The sequence below is a fragment of the Stenotrophomonas sp. P5_B8 genome (assembly GCF_054049855.1).
On the sequence record NZ_JBFULO010000059.1, the window covers coordinates 1 to 14,794 of the forward strand.

The window sequence follows — 14,794 nt, forward strand, 5'->3', positions numbered from 1 at the left end:
GTGGACTCCTACGAGGAACGACTGCGCATGGCGCGTGAAGCTGTAAAGACCGATTCCAAGCGCGTGGCCCAGGTGGTCAAGGGCTGGGTGGCCAATGACTGACGCCGGCACCGCCCCCCTGTCCGGCGTCCAGCGCGCCGCCGTCCTGCTGCTCTCGCTGGGTGAACTGGACGCGGCTGAAGTGCTGCGCCACATGGAGCCCAAGGAGGTGCAGAAGATCGGCATCGCCATGGCCACCATGACCGACATCACCCGTGTCCAGGTCGAAGGCGTGATGGACCAGTTCAACAGTGAACTGGGCTCCAAGACCTCGCTGGGCGTGGGCTCGGACGACTACATCCGCAACATGCTGATCCAGGCCCTGGGCAGCGAGAAGGCCGGCAACCTGATCGACCGCATCCTGCTTGGCCGCAACACCACCGGCCTGGACGCGTTGAAGTGGATGGACCCGCGTGCGGTGGCCGACCTGGTCCGCAACGAGCATCCGCAGATCATCGCCATCGTGATGGCCCACCTGGAAACCGACCAGGCCGCCGATGCGCTCAAGCTGCTGCCCGAACGCACCCGCGTGGACGTGCTGCTGCGCATTGCCACGCTGGACGGCATCCCGCCGAATGCGTTGAATGAACTGAACGAAATTATGGAGCGCCAGTTCGCCGGCAACCAGAACCTGAAGTCGTCCAACATCGGCGGCGTGCAGTGCGCGGCCAACATCCTGAACTTCATGGACAGCGGCCAGGACCAGGCCATCCTGGGCGAGATCGCGCGCATCGACGCCCCGCTCAGCGGACGCATCCAGGACCTGATGTTCGTGTTCGACGATCTGGTCGACCTGGACGATCGCGAACTGCAGCTGGTGCTGCGCGAAGTCAGCGGCGAACGCCTGGGCCTGGCCCTGCGCGGTGCCGACATCAAGGTGCGCGACAAGATCACCCGCAACATGTCCCAGCGCGCCGCCGAAATCCTGCTCGAAGACATGGAAGCACGCGGTCCGGTGCGCCTGTCGGATGTGGAAGTGGCGCAGCGTGAGATCCTGGCCATCGTCAAGCGCATGGCCGATGAAGGCACGGTCACCATCGGTGGCAACGCGGAGGCGATGCTGTGAACAACGCCGTGCGCTGGCTTGCCCCGGACCTGCTGGCGGTGCCCGAACCGCCGCAGGACGAGCAGTTCGAACTCACCGGGCCCGATCTGGAGCACGAACCCGAACCGTTGCTGCAGCTGCCCACCCTGGAAGAAATTCAGGCAATCCAGGACAACGCGGAAAAGGATGGCTTCGAGCAGGGGCACGCCGATGGCCTGGCCCAGGGCCAGGCCGAAGTGCGTCGCCTGATCGCGCAGAYCGAAGGCATCCTGGACAACTTCAGCCGGCCGCTGGTGCGGCTGGAGAACGAAGTGGTGGCCGCGCTCGGCGAACTGGCCGTGCGCATCGCCGGCACCCTGGTCGGCCGCGCCTACGAGGCCGATCCGGCGCTGCTGGCGCAGCTGGTCAATGAAGCGGTGGACGCCGTGGGCGGTGCCAACCGCGAGGTCGAGGTGCGCCTGCACCCGGACGACATCGCCGCACTCGCCCCGCTGCTGCAGCTGTCACCGACCCAACGCCTGACCGCCGACCTCAGCCTCAGCCGTGGCGACCTGCGCGTGCATGCCGAGGCCGTGCGTCTTGATGGCACCCTCGAAGCGCGCCTGCGTGGTGCGCTCGATGCGGTGCTGCGCAAATCCGGAGCCAGCACATGAACACCGAACCCCTGCCCGCCCCCGCCGCCGAGTGGGCCGCCGCGCGCAACCTGCGTCTGGCCGCGCGCCTGGACAGCATCAAGCCCGATGGCAACCACGGCCGTGGCCTGATCCGCGAAGGCGTGCTGCGCCGCGCGGTCGGCCTGACGTTGGAAGCGGTCGGTTGCGAATCGCCACTGGGCGCCAGCTGCAAGGTTGAAGTTGCCGATGGCGGCTGGGTGGATGCCGAAGTGGTCGGCTTTGCCGGCGAACGCACCTATCTGATGCCCAGCGCCGAACTGCACGGCCTGCTGCCCAACGCCCGCGTCGTGCCGGCACTGGGCCGCGGTGGCGTGGAAGTCGGTGAAGGCCTGCTGGGCCGGGTCATCGACAGCGACGGCGTACCGCTGGACGGCAAGGGCCCGATCCGCGCCGAAGCCACGGTCGGCATGGCGGGCGTGTCGATCAATCCGCTCGCGCGTGAGCCGATCACCCAGCCGCTGGATGTGGGCGTGCGCGCGATCAACGCGCTGCTGCCGATCGGGCGCGGCCAGCGCGTGGGCCTGTTTGCCGGCTCCGGCGTGGGCAAATCGACCCTGCTGGGGATGATGACCCGGTATACCGCCGCCGATGTGATCGTAGTCGGGCTGATCGGCGAACGTGGCCGCGAAGTCCGCGACTTCGTCGAGAGCACGCTCGGCGAGGAAGGCCTGCGTCGCGCGGTGGTGGTGGCCAGCCCGGCCGACCGCCCGCCATTGGCGCGCCTGCATGGCGCCTACCGCGCCACAGCCATTGCCGAGTGGTTCCGCGACCAGGGCCTCAACGTGCTGCTGTTGATGGATTCGCTGACCCGTTTTGCCCAGGCCCAGCGTGAGATCGGCCTGTCGGTCGGCGAGCCGCCGACCACCCGCGGCTACCCGCCGTCGGTGTTCGCCAAGCTGCCGGCCCTGGTCGAACGCGCCGGCAACGGCGCCAAGGGCCGCGGCTCGATCACCGCCTTCTACACCGTGCTGACCGAAGGCGACGATCCGCAGGATCCGATCGCCGATGCCGCTCGCGCCATCCTCGATGGCCACATCCTGCTCTCGCGCCGGGTCGCCGACAGTGGCCTGTACCCGGCCATCGACGTGGAATCCTCGGTGAGCCGGGTGGTCACCGAAATCGCCGACGAACCGTGGCGCCTGCGCATCCGCAAGCTCAAGCGGCTGGTGTCGGCCTACTCGTCCAACCGCGACCTCATCGCGATCGGCGCCTACCAGCGCGGCAATGACCCGGCCACCGACGAAGCGTTGGAGCGCTGGTCGGACATCGTTGAATTCCTCAGCCAGGACGTCGCCAAGGCCGCCGACCTGCCGCACAGCCAGGCCGCGCTCAAGCGCCTGGTGGAACCAGAGGCATAACCCATGATCCAGTCCAAGCGCATCGATCCCCTGCTCAAGCGGGCCCAGGACCACGAAGACGAAGTGGCACGCGACCTGGCCGAACGCCAGCGCACGCTGGACACCCATCTGTCACGGCTGGATGAGCTGCGCCGGTACGCCGAGGAATACGCCAATGCGCAGATGGCCGCGACCAGTCCGGCGCAGCTGCTCAACCGGCGGGCCTTCCTGGACCGCCTGGACAGCGCGGTGGCCCAGCAAAGCCAGACCGTGGACAGCAACCGCGAGAAGGTTGAAGCCGAGCGCGCCCGCTTGATCCTGGCCAGCCGCGACAAGGCCGTGCTGGAACAGCTGGCGGCCAGCTACCGCGCGCAGGAAAAAGTGGTGACCGACCGCCGCGACCAGCGCGACATGGACGACATCGGCGCACGCCGGAGCCGCCAGGCCCAGCGCGAAGATGCCGACAACGAGACCGGAGGCACGCCGTGATGCCRCCCGCACTGCTGGGCAGCGGCGCTGCCACCGGCACCCCCAAGACCGCCGCCAACAGCCCGCGCAACGACACTGCTGGCGGCGACCGCCGGGACTTTGACGCGATGCTCAAGGGCGATGCCAACACGCCGAAGCCGTCGGATCCAACCGCCAGCAAGCCGGCCAAGCCAGAGGCGAGCGGCAAGCCGACGCCCGACGCGGACGCGGCCAAACCGGGTGATCCGGGCAAGCGCCCGGTTAGCGAGGACAGCGGCGAATCCGCTAGCGAGGTCGCTGCTGCTACGCCTGCCACCCCGGCCAAGCCGGGCGAGGACACCGCCGAAGACACCGATGCCGCGCCCTGGCCGCCGTTGGGCCTGGCCGGCCTGGCCCTGATCGGGCTGGAACCGGCCGCAGCGCCCGCGCCACCGCCGCCCGCGGCAGCAACCGGCACAGCCACCGATCCGCTGTTGGCCGCGGCCCTGCCTGCGACCGCCGCGGCGGCACCCGCGCTTCCCGCCACGGGCGCCGCCGGCACCGCCGCCACTACCGCACCGGCCGCTGCGATCGTGCTGCCGACCGATGCCGGGGTGACCGACGACAGCCAGCTGCTCAAGGCCGTCACCGATGCCATCGCCGGCAACGACGGCGGCGATGCGCCGGCCACGCCACTGCTGCACGCCCTGCATGCCGCCGCAGAACTCAAGGGCACTGCGGTCAGCGCCGCCTTCACCGGCAGCCCGACCGCCACCCCCGATGTGGGCGCCGATGACTTCGGCGACGCCATGAGCGCGCGGGTCGGCTGGCTGGCCGACCAGAAGATCGGGCATGCGGTGATCCGCGTCACCCCGCACGACCTGGGCCAGGTGGAAGTGCGCCTGCAGATCGACGGCGACAAGGTCCACGCCAGTTTCAGCAGCGCCCATGCCGAGGTCCGGCACGCGCTGGAAACCAGCCTGCCACGCCTGCGGGAAATGCTCGGCGAGCAAGGCTTCCAGCTGGGCAACGCCGATGTCGGCCACCAGCACACGGCACAGGATGGCAAGGCGGGGGGAGACAGCACCGGCCACGGCGGTGGTGACGGGGAACCGGCGTTGGCCGATATCACCGTGTCCCCCGCGCAGTTGATGCGCCAGCGCGGCCTGGTCGACGCCTACGCCTAAGCGCCCCAGGTAGTGCCGGCCGCTGGCCGGCTCCCCGCAATGCCGGACGGGCTCGACACAGCCGGTAGTGCCGGCCGCTGGCCGGCTCCCCGCAATGCCAGACGGGGTAGATAAGGCCTCACCCACGCATGGCGTGGCTCTACCCGTAGCCGGGCGGACCGGTAGAGCCACGCCATGCGTGGCTGCCTTTCGTTCCGACCACGCCATGCGCGCAACACCGCGCACCCGCCAGAAACCCGACGCGCCCCGCCTCCGGCATTCAGGCACGCCCTTTGCATGTAGCCAGGAAGCAATCCAATGGAGCTTCCCCTCGTGGCCGCAGCCGCCGACAAAACCAAGAAATCCGCCGACAAGGACAAGGCCGCCAAGCCGCGCAGTCCGTTGTTGATCACTGCCCTGGTGGCCGTGCTGGCTGCCGGTGCCGCCGGTGGCGGTGCGTGGTATTTCGCCACGTCTTCCCAGCACGACACGAAGACAGCCAAGCCCGCCGCCACCAAGGCCGTGCCGGCCCCGGCGCAGTACTTCGGCCTGGAGCCGCCGTTCGTGGTCAACCTCAACAGCAGCTTCGACGGCCCGCGCTACCTGCAGGTCGAAGTGCAGCTGATGACCCGCGACCCTGCCGCACTGGAGGCGATCAAGCTGCATGCCCCGGCCATCCGCGCCAAGCTGCTGATGCTGTTCTCGCAGGTCGAGCCGACCCAGATCGCCGATCGTGCCGGCAAGGAACGCCTGCAGGCCGACTCGCTGGCCGAAGTGCAGAAGCTGCTCAAGGCCGAAACCGGCACCAAGGGCGCCGACGAACTGCTTTTCACCAGCTTCGTCACCCAGTAAGGGCACACCATGAATGACCTGCTTTCCCAGGACGAGATCGATGCGCTGTTGCATGGCGTGGATTCGGGTGCGGTCGAAACCGATGTGGATGCCCCCACCCCCGGCGAGGCGCGCAATTACGATTTCGCCAGCCAGGACCGCATCATCCGTGGGCGCATGCCGACCCTGGAGATGGTCAACGAGCGCTTCGCGCGTTTGTGGCGGATTGGCCTGTTCAACCTGATCCGGCGCTCGGCCGAGCTGTCGGTGCGCGGCATCGAGCTGATCAAGTTCAACGACTACATGCACTCGCTGTACGTGCCGACCAACCTCAATCTGATCCGCTTCAAGCCGCTGCGCGGCACCGGGCTGATCGTGTTCGAACCCACGCTGGTGTTCGCCATCGTCGACAACTTCTTCGGCGGCGACGGACGCTATCCGACCCGCATCGAAGGCCGCGAATTCACCGCGACCGAAATGCGCGTCATCCACCTGCTGCTCAAGCAGACCTTCGCCGACCTGCAGGAAGCCTGGGCGCCGGTGATGGACGTGGAACTGGAGTACATCAACTCCGAGATCAACCCGCACTTCGCCAACATCGTCACCCCGCGCGAGTACGTGGTGGTGTGCCGCCTGCACGTCGAACTCGACGGCGGTGGCGGCGACATCCACGTCACCCTGCCCTACTCGATGCTCGAGCCGATCCGCGAGCTGCTCGATGCCGGCATCCAGAGCGACCGAAACGACCGCGATGCCAGCTGGGGCGTGATGCTGCGCGAACAGCTCAACGTCGCCGAAGTCACCCTGTCCAGCGTGCTGGCCACCAAACGCATGAGCCTGCGTGAGCTGACCCGGTTGAAGATCGGCGACGTACTTCCGATCGAGCTGCCCAAACAGGTGCCGGTGTGTGTGGAGAACGTCCCGGTGTTCACCGGTGAGTTCGGCGTCGCCAACGGTTTCAACGCGGTGAAGATCACCGCCACCCATCCGCCGGGCACCCGCCCGCGTGCTCCCGTACTGCAGGAAGACCCGCAATGAACGATATCGACACCAACGAACCGGCACCGGCGCAGTTCACCCAGCTGCAATCCGACGACACCTCGATCGGCGACGAGCTCAACCTGGATGTGATCCTGGACGTGCCGGTGACGCTGTCGCTGGAAGTGGGCCGCGCGCGCCTGCCGATCCGCAACCTGCTGCAGCTCAACCAGGGCTCGGTGGTGGAACTGGAACGCGGCGCGGGCGAATCGCTGGACGTGTTCGTCAATGGCACCCTGATCGCGCATGGCGAAGTGGTGGTCATCAACGATCGCTTCGGCGTGCGTCTCACCGATGTGGTCAGCCCCAGCGAACGGATCCGGAGACTGCGTTGATCGCATCGCTGCTCATCGCCGCCGGCACGCCGGCAGCCAAGGTCGGCCAGCACGCGGCCGCCGCACCGAGCATGTTCGGTGCGGTGCTGGCGCTGCTGGCGGTGCTGGCCTTGATCGTCGGCCTGGGCTGGCTGCTCAAGCGCATGCCCGGCAGCGGCTTCCGCCCGGCCGAGGGCCTGCGCGTGGTGGCCAGCCTCAACGTGGGCGCCAAGGAGCGCGTGGTGGTGGTGGAGGTCAACGGTGAGCAGCTGCTGCTGGGCGTCACCGCCGGTGGCATCAACACCCTGCACCACCTGCCCGAAGCGCTGCCGACGCCGGTCCCGGCACGCCTGCCCGACTTCAAAAGCCTCCCGAATTTCGCCCAGCTGCTGCAACAGCGGCTGCGCAAGGAACCCTGATCATGCGTGGCCCGAACGCCTCCTGGACCCGTTACCTGCCGTTGCTGCTGACCCTGCTGCTGTGCGCGCTGCCCGCGCTGGCGATGGCCGCCCCCGGCCTGCCCGGCACCCCGTCGCTGCCGGACGTGAATGTCGGCAAGATCGGCGGCCAGGCGGTCAGCCTGCCGCTGCAGACCCTGCTGCTGATGACCGCGATCACCCTGATCCCGTCGATGCTGCTGGTGCTGACCGCCTTCACCCGCATCATCATCGTGCTGGGCCTGCTGCGCCAGGCGCTGGGCACCGGCCAGACCCCCTCCAACCAAGTGCTGCTGGGCCTGGCCCTGTTCCTCACCGCGATGGTGATGCTGCCGGTCTGGCAGAAGGCCTGGGGCAGCGGCATGGCGCCCTACCTCAACGGCGAGATCGACTTCCAGACCGCCTGGACACTGACCACCGCGCCGCTGCGTGCCTTCATGCTGGCGCAGATCCGCGAGACCGACCTGATGACCTTTGCCGGCATGGCCGGGCACGGCACCTACTCCGGCCCGGACGCGATTCCGTTCCCGGTGCTGGTGGCCTCCTTCGTCACCAGCGAGCTGAAGACCGCGTTTGAAATCGGCTTCCTGATCTTCATTCCGTTCGTGATCATCGACCTGGTCGTGGCCAGCGTGCTGATGTCGATGGGCATGATGATGCTGTCGCCGATGCTGGTCTCGGCACCGTTCAAGATCCTGCTGTTCGTGCTGGTCGATGGCTGGGTGCTGGTGGTCGGAACCCTGGCGGCCAGCTTCAACGCGGTGCAGTGACATGACGCCCGAACTTGCCCTGACCGAACTGCGTGGTGGCCTGATCGTGGTGCTGTGGGTGGCCGGGCCGCTGCTGCTCACCGTGCTGATCGTCGGCGTGGTGGTCGGCGTGGTGCAGGCCGCCACCCAGCTCAACGAGCCGACCATTGCCTTCGTCGCCAAGGCCGCCRCACTCACCGCGGTGCTGTTCGCGCTCGGCAGCCTGCTGCTCGGCCAGCTGGTGGAATACACCACGCTGCTGTTCCAGCGCATTCCCCACCTGATCGGGTAGCAACGATGGATTCTGCCACCCAGATGGCAGCCGACGGCCTGCAGGCCTTCGGCATGATCGGCACCATCCTGTGGACCATGCTGCGCATCGGCGCGATGATCATGGCCATGCCCTTGATCGGCACGCGTGCGGTGCCGTCACGGGTGCGCGTGGTGCTGGCCGGCGCGCTGGCCGTGGCGTTGTCGCCGATGCTGCCGCCGGTGCCGGCGTGGACCGGTTTTGATGCGGCCACCGTGCTGGGCATCGCACGCGAGCTGGCGATCGGCGTGTCGATCGGCTTCCTGCTGCGGCTGGTGTTCGAGGCCGGCGCGATGGCCGGCGAACTGGTCGCCCAGGGCACCGGCCTGGCCTTCGCGCAGATGAGCGATCCGCTGCGCGGCGGCAGCTCGGGCGTGATCGGGCAGTGGTTCTACCTGCTGTTCGGCCTGCTGTTCTTCAGCAGCAACGGCCACCTGGCGCTGATCTCGCTGTTGATGGACAGCTACAAGGCGGTGCCGATCGGTGCATCGCTGCCGGATATCGATGCCTTCCTCAGCGCGGCGCCGACCTTCGCGCTGCAGGTGTTCCGTGGCGCGCTCGGCCTGGCCCTGCCGTTGACGGTGGCGATGCTGGCGATCAACCTGGCCTTCGGCGTGCTCGCGCGCGCGGCGCCGGCGTTGAACCCGATCCAGCTGGGCCTGCCGGTGGCCCTGCTGCTGGGCCTGTTCCTGCTCACCGTCCTGGCCGGCGAAATGGGCCCGCCCGTGCAACGCCTGTTCGATGCCGCCTTCCAGGCCGCCGACGGCGTGACCCGCTGATTCACCCCGCCCTCACGAAAAAGTGTGCGCGGACACTTGCTCTCCCCCCCATCGTTGGCGGTAGGCTGTAGCCACCGCCCGCGTTCCGGGGCCGGGAGCCGCACACGCCGGGGAAAGGCACGTGCGGCCTGCATGCCCAACGCCATTGCAGATGTGCGGACCAAGGAGAGTCATCGATGCTCGACGGCAGCTACACACCGTGGTTGGTCGTGGTTTCGCTGCTGGTCGCCATGCTCGCGTCGTTCACCGCGCTGGACATGGCCAATCGGATCACCACCGCGCCCAGCGCGCGGTTGAGCACCTTGTGGCTGTTCGGCGGTGGCTGCGCGATGGGGCTGGGCATCTGGTCGATGCACTTCATCGGCATGCTCGCCTTCCGCCTGCCCATCCCACTGGGCTACGACCTGGGCTGGACCGCAGTGTCGCTGCTGGCCGCGATGGCCTCCTCGATCTTCGCGCTGTGGCTGGTGTCACGCCCCACCCTGCCGCACTCGCGGCTGGCGCTGGGCGCGCTGCTGATGGGCAGCGGCATCGCCTCGATGCACTACCTGGGCATGGCGGCGATGCGCATGCAGCCGGGCATCGATTACCACCCCGGCTGGGTCACCGCGTCGCTGCTGATCTCGCTGGCGGCCTCGTGGACCGCGCTGTTCGTTGCCTTCCGGCTGCGCCACAGCCAGCGCCGCATGCGCCACCGGCTGATGCCGGCCGTGCTGCTGGGCAGCGCCATTGTCGGCATGCACTACACCGGCATGGCCGCCGCACGCTTCCCGGCCGACAGCATCTGCGGCGCCGCCGCCGGCGATGGCCTGCAGGCGCAGTGGCTGGCCGCGCTGGTGCTGGTGCTCACCACGGCGATCCTGGCCGTGGTGCTGATCGTGTCCTGGCTGGACCAACGCATGCAGGCGCAGCTGCTACGGCTGCGCAACGACACACTGCGCAGTTCGCTGGACGTCGCCCAGGCCGAACTCACCCAGGCCGCCCTGCACGACCCCCTGACCCGCCTGCCGAACCGGCTGCTGCTGCAGCAGCGCATCGAGCAGGCCCTGGCCGAGGCCGAGCAGCGCGGCAGCCGCTTCGCGGTGATGTTCATGGACCTGGACGGCTTCAAGCAGGTCAACGACGCCTACGGTCACCAGACCGGCGACGCGCTGCTGGTGGCCGTGGCCGAGCGCACCCGCCAGCTGCTGCGCCCCTCGGACGTGCTGGCCCGGCTCGGCGGCGACGAGTTCGTGCTGGTGGTGCGCATCGACAATGACGAGGACATCGCCACCCTGGCCAGCCGCATCATCCAGACCGTGGGTGGCGGCCCGTTGCTGCCCGACCACGATCTGCAGGTCACCGCGAGCATCGGCATCGCCATCTGCCCCGACCATGCCGCCAGCGAACGCCAGCTGATGGCCTTTGCCGACGCGGCGATGTACCAGGCCAAGGAAGCCGGGCGCAACGCCTACGCGGTATTTGCCGACTGGATGAACGACAGCGCCGAGCAGCAGTTCCAGCTGCTGGCCGACCTGCGCCGGGCGATCGGCACCGAGCAGCTGTTCCTGCATTACCAGCCCAAGATCCGCGTCGCCGGCCACGGCGTCAGCGGTGCCGAAGCACTGATCCGCTGGCATCACCCGCAACAGGGCCTGATTCCCCCGGACCGTTTCATCCGCCTGGCCGAACGCAGCGGCGTCATCAACGAAATCGGCCGCTGGGCGCTGGACGAAGCCTGCCGCCAGCTGCGCCAGTGGCAGAACGCCGGTCACGAAAGCTGGACGGTGTCGGTGAATCTGTCGCCGATCCAGTTCAGCGCGCCGCACCTGCTGCAGGAAGTGCGCGAGGTACTCAAGAAACACCGACTGGAGCCGCGCCGGCTGGTGCTGGAAATCACCGAAAGCACGGTCATGCGCGACACCGACGCCAGCCTCAAGCTGCTGCAGGCGATGGCCAGCCTGGGCGTGGGCATCTCCATCGACGACTTCGGCACCGGCTATTCCAGCCTGCTCTACCTCAAGCGACTGCCCGCCACCGAGATCAAGATCGACCACGCCTTCGTGCGCGACCTGGAAAACAGCTCCGAGGACGTGGTGATCGTCTCGGCCATCGTCGCCCTCGGCCACGCGCTGGACATGGACATCGTGGCCGAAGGCGTGGAAACCGCCGGGCAGCGCGCGTATCTGGAGCGGCTGGGCTGTGATTACCTGCAGGGCTACCTGCTGGGGCGCCCGGTGGACCCGGAACGCTTCATGCAGCTGCACGACCATCCACGACCGCGGGTGGAGGTCGCGGCTGGCGCTACCGGCAACGCCGCAGGCGCCAGCCGCCGGTAGGGTCGCGCGGCAGCGGACTGCCGATCCTCGGCAAGCGTTCGAGGTTGGCATGACCATTGAACTCAGCCGGCGGCAGGCAACCAGCGCGCCAGGATCGGTCCCGGCCGCTGGCTGATTGTCCATGGAACTTTGAGGCATCGCCTTGAGCCGGCCAGCGGCCGGCACTACCCGGATCGCGCGCGGCCGTGGGTGGCCGGCCCCCGTCACGGAACGGTTCTTGCACTACCCGGGTAATCCCCCCGTGTCGTGCAGCCCATGTCCGAAAACGAACAAGCCGGCGAAAAGACCGAGCTCCCTACCGAAAAACGCCTGCGCGACGCCCGCGAGCAGGGCAATATCCCGCGTTCGCSGGAGTTGGCCACCGCGGCGGTGTTCGGTGCCGGCGTGCTGGCCCTGATGGCCTACTCGGGCAGTATCAGCAATGGCGCCAAGGAGTGGATGAAGCTGGCACTGAGCCCGGAGCCGGGGCTGCGCATGCACCCGCAGGCGCTGTTTGGCCACTTCGGCCAGTTGCTGCTGCAGTTGCTGCTGGCGATGTGGCCACTGGTGCTGATCTGCCTGCTGGCCAGTTTCCTGGCGCCGGTGGTGATGGGCGGGCTGCGCTGGTCCAACAAGTCGCTGATGCCCGACCTGACCCGGCTCAGCCCGATGGCCGGGCTGAAGCGCCTGTACGGCCCGGAGGCGATCGCCGAATTCACCAAGTCGCTGCTGCGCATCGCCTTTGTCGGCACCGCCGCCGGGCTGGTGGTGTGGCACGGCATCCGCCCGCTGCGCGACCTGCTCAACCAGCCCCTGGAAGCGGCCATGGTGCACGGCCTGGGCTTCACCCTGAAGCTGATGCTGGCCACCGGCGGGGCCATGATGCTGCTGGCCGCCATCGATGCGCCGTACCAGCGCTGGAACTGGATGCGCAAGCTCAAGATGACCCGGGAAGAGCTGCGCCGGGAAATGAAGGAAAGCGAAGGCAGCCCCGAGGTGAAGGGCCGCATCCGCCAGCTGCAGCAGCAGCTGTCCAACCGCCGGATGATGGAAGCGGTGCCCACCGCCGACGTGGTGGTGGTCAACCCCACCCACTACGCGGTGGCCCTCAAATACGAGGGCGGCAAGATGGGCGCCCCCACCGTGGTGGCCCTGGGCGTGGACGAAACCGCCCTGCGCATTCGTGAAGTGGCCGACGGCAACAAGGTCGCCATCGTCTCCGCCCCGCCTTTGGCACGCGCCTTGTATCGGGAAGGTCAACTTGGAAAGGAAATTCCCGTGAGACTGTATTCGGCCGTGGCCCAGGTTCTGTCCTACGTGTACCAGCTGCGCACCTGGCGCGGCGGGCCGATGCCGGCTGCGCCCAGCATCGATGTGGATGAATTCGGCAAGGGAGGCCGCCCATGAGCGCGCAGCCCGCCAGCGCCGGCATGAACGCGCGCAAGGCCCTGGACATGATCCGCAACGGCCTGGGCGCGCCACTGATCGTGCTGGCGCTGCTGGCCATGGTGGTGGTGCCGCTGGCAGCGCCGGTGCTGGACGCGCTGTTCACCTTCAACATCGCCATCTCGCTGATGGTGCTGCTGGCGGTGGTGTACGTGAAGCGGCCGCTGGACTTCACCATCTTCCCGATCGTGCTGCTGATCACCACCATGCTGCGGCTGGCGCTGAACGTGGCCTCCACCCGCGTGATCCTGCTCAACGGCCAGAACGGCCACGAGGCAGCCGGCAAGGTGATCGCCGCCTTCGGCGAGTTCGTGATCGGCGGCAACTACGCCGTCGGCATCGTGGTGTTCGCGATCCTGACCATCATCAACTTCGTGGTCATCACCAAGGGCGCCGGGCGCGTGTCCGAAGTGACCGCCCGCTTCATCCTCGATGCCATGCCCGGCAAGCAGATGGCCATCGATGCCGACCTCAACGCCGGTTTGCTGACGCGCGAGGAGGCCAAAGCCCGGCGCGAGGAAGTGCGCGAGGAAGCCGACTTCTACGGTGCGATGGACGGTGCCAGCAAGTTCATCCGTGGCGACGCCATCGCCGGCATCCTGATCCTGTTCATCAACCTGCTCGGCGGCCTGGCGGTGGGCGTGCTCCAGCACGGCATGCCGTTCGGCGAAGCCGCTGCAACCTACACCCTGCTGTCCATCGGTGACGGCCTGGTGGCGCAGCTGCCCGCCCTGCTGGTGTCCTCGGCGGTGGCGATGCTGGTCACCCGCGCCTCGCGCTCGCAGGACATGGCCCAGGCCATGATGGGCCAGGTGTTCGGCCAGTACCGGGCACTGACCATCGCCGCGGCGATCATGGGCGTGGTCGGCCTGGTCCCGGGCATGCCCAACGTCGCCTTCTTGACGCTGGCCGCGATCCTGGGCTTCGTGGCCTGGAAGGCCTGGAAAAAGAGCAACGCCGCTGCACGTGCCGCCGAGACCCCGGCCGCCGGTCGCAGCGACGCCCTGGGCCTGCCCGGTGCCACGCCCTCGCCCACTGCCGAACTGACCTGGGACGAACTGCGCCCGGTCGATCCGCTGGGCCTGGAAGTGGGCTACCGGCTGATCCCGCTGGTGGACAAGAACCAGGGCGGCGAGTTGATGGCGCGCATCAAGGGCGTGCGCCGCAAGCTCACCCACGACATCGGCTTCCTGATCCCCTCGGTGCACATCCGCGACAACCTGGAGCTGCCGGCCAGCGGCTACCGCCTGCTGATCCACGGCGTGCCGGTGGCCACCGCCGACATCCATCCCGACCGCGAGCTGGCACTGGACCCGGGCAGCGCGCTGGGCACGCTGGAGGGGATTGCCGGCAAGGACCCCGCCTTCGGGCTGGACGCCACCTGGATCCAGCCGCACCAGCGTGCGCATGCCGAATCGATGGGCTACACGGTGGTCGATCCGGCCACGGTGGTGGCCACCCACCTGTCGCACCTGATCCGCGAACACGCCCCGGAACTGCTCGGCCACGAGGAAGTGCAGCAGCTGCTGGCCAACCTGGCCAAGAGCGCGCCCAAGCTGGTGGAAGACCTCACCCCCAAATCGCTGCCGCTGTCGGCCGTGGTGCGCGTGCTGCAGAACCTGCTCATCGAGCGCATCCCGATCCGCCAGCTGCGCAAGATCGTGGAGTCGCTGGTGGAGAACGCGCCGGTCAGCCAGGACCCGACGGTACTGACCGCCGCGGTGCGCAACGCGCTGGGACGTTTCATCGTGCAGGAGATCGCCGGGATGTCGGCCGAGCTGCCGGTGTTCACCCTCAACCCGCAACTGGAACGCGTCTTGCAGGAGTCCACACAGGGCAACGGCGCTGCACTGGAACCCGGACTCGCCGAGCGACTGCATCAAAG

The 14,794-nt window shown here is 68.2% G+C and carries 15 protein-coding genes and 1 pseudogene; all 16 read left to right on the plus strand.

The window, feature by feature from the left end:
- A pseudogene (locus ACXJKH_RS05405) lies at positions 1–102 on the plus strand (flagellar M-ring protein FliF C-terminal domain-containing protein); the annotation flags it as partial.
- A gap of 16 nt (positions 103–118) precedes the next feature.
- Positions 119–1,105, plus strand: a complete 987-nt coding sequence (gene fliG, locus ACXJKH_RS05410; protein WP_256776998.1) for a flagellar motor switch protein FliG — start codon at positions 119–121, stop codon at positions 1,103–1,105.
- Entirely contained in the window at positions 1,102–1,737 is a 636-nt protein-coding gene (locus tag ACXJKH_RS05415; RefSeq protein WP_457318578.1) for a FliH/SctL family protein, read from the plus strand. Before fliG ends, ACXJKH_RS05415 begins: the two co-directional genes overlap by 4 nt.
- Complete coding sequence (locus ACXJKH_RS05420) at positions 1,734–3,116, plus strand: FliI/YscN family ATPase (RefSeq protein WP_457318579.1); 1,383 nt, start codon at positions 1,734–1,736, stop codon at positions 3,114–3,116. Before ACXJKH_RS05415 ends, ACXJKH_RS05420 begins: the two co-directional genes overlap by 4 nt.
- Before the next feature lie 3 nt (positions 3,117–3,119).
- Positions 3,120–3,584 (plus strand): flagellar export protein FliJ, encoded by a 465-nt coding sequence (gene fliJ, locus ACXJKH_RS05425; RefSeq protein ID WP_256776966.1) that lies wholly within the window; start codon positions 3,120–3,122, stop codon positions 3,582–3,584.
- Positions 3,584–4,729, plus strand: coding sequence for a flagellar hook-length control protein FliK (locus ACXJKH_RS05430; protein WP_457318580.1), 1,146 nt, complete (start codon positions 3,584–3,586; stop codon positions 4,727–4,729). Before fliJ ends, ACXJKH_RS05430 begins: the two co-directional genes overlap by 1 nt.
- 297 nt (positions 4,730–5,026) lie before the next feature.
- On the plus strand, positions 5,027–5,560 hold the full coding sequence (locus ACXJKH_RS05435) for a flagellar basal body-associated FliL family protein (protein WP_256776964.1): 534 nt from the start codon (positions 5,027–5,029) through the stop codon (positions 5,558–5,560).
- A 9-nt stretch (positions 5,561–5,569) separates the two neighbouring features.
- Positions 5,570–6,577: a flagellar motor switch protein FliM gene (fliM, locus tag ACXJKH_RS05440; protein WP_256776963.1), complete on the plus strand. Its 1,008-nt coding sequence runs from the start codon at positions 5,570–5,572 to the stop codon at positions 6,575–6,577.
- A complete protein-coding gene (gene fliN, locus ACXJKH_RS05445) occupies positions 6,574–6,912 on the plus strand; it encodes a flagellar motor switch protein FliN (RefSeq protein ID WP_256776962.1) in 339 nt (112 codons plus the stop codon). Before fliM ends, fliN begins: the two co-directional genes overlap by 4 nt.
- Entirely contained in the window at positions 6,909–7,310 is a 402-nt protein-coding gene (gene fliO, locus ACXJKH_RS05450; protein WP_457318581.1) for a flagellar biosynthetic protein FliO, read from the plus strand. The genes fliN and fliO overlap by 4 nt, the downstream gene beginning before the upstream one ends.
- Positions 7,311–7,312: 2 nt before the next feature.
- On the plus strand, positions 7,313–8,098 hold the full coding sequence (gene fliP, locus ACXJKH_RS05455) for a flagellar type III secretion system pore protein FliP (protein ID WP_457318582.1): 786 nt from the start codon (positions 7,313–7,315) through the stop codon (positions 8,096–8,098).
- A 1-nt stretch (position 8,099) separates the two neighbouring features.
- Positions 8,100–8,369, plus strand: a complete 270-nt coding sequence (locus tag ACXJKH_RS05460; protein ID WP_457318583.1) for a flagellar biosynthetic protein FliQ — start codon at positions 8,100–8,102, stop codon at positions 8,367–8,369.
- 5 nt (positions 8,370–8,374) lie between these two features.
- Positions 8,375–9,166, plus strand: a complete 792-nt coding sequence (fliR, locus tag ACXJKH_RS05465; protein WP_256776958.1) for a flagellar biosynthetic protein FliR — start codon at positions 8,375–8,377, stop codon at positions 9,164–9,166.
- A 176-nt stretch (positions 9,167–9,342) separates the two neighbouring features.
- The gene (locus tag ACXJKH_RS05470) at positions 9,343–11,484 is read left to right on the plus strand and encodes a putative bifunctional diguanylate cyclase/phosphodiesterase (protein ID WP_457318584.1); all 2,142 of its coding nucleotides are present in this window, start codon (positions 9,343–9,345) and stop codon (positions 11,482–11,484) included.
- A gap of 255 nt (positions 11,485–11,739) precedes the next feature.
- Positions 11,740–12,870, plus strand: a complete 1,131-nt coding sequence (gene flhB / locus ACXJKH_RS05475) for a flagellar biosynthesis protein FlhB (RefSeq protein ID WP_457318585.1) — start codon at positions 11,740–11,742, stop codon at positions 12,868–12,870.
- A partial coding sequence (gene flhA / locus ACXJKH_RS05480; protein WP_457318586.1) for a flagellar biosynthesis protein FlhA occupies positions 12,867–14,794 on the plus strand: 1,928 nt, incomplete at its 3' end. The genes flhB and flhA, both read left to right, overlap by 4 nt.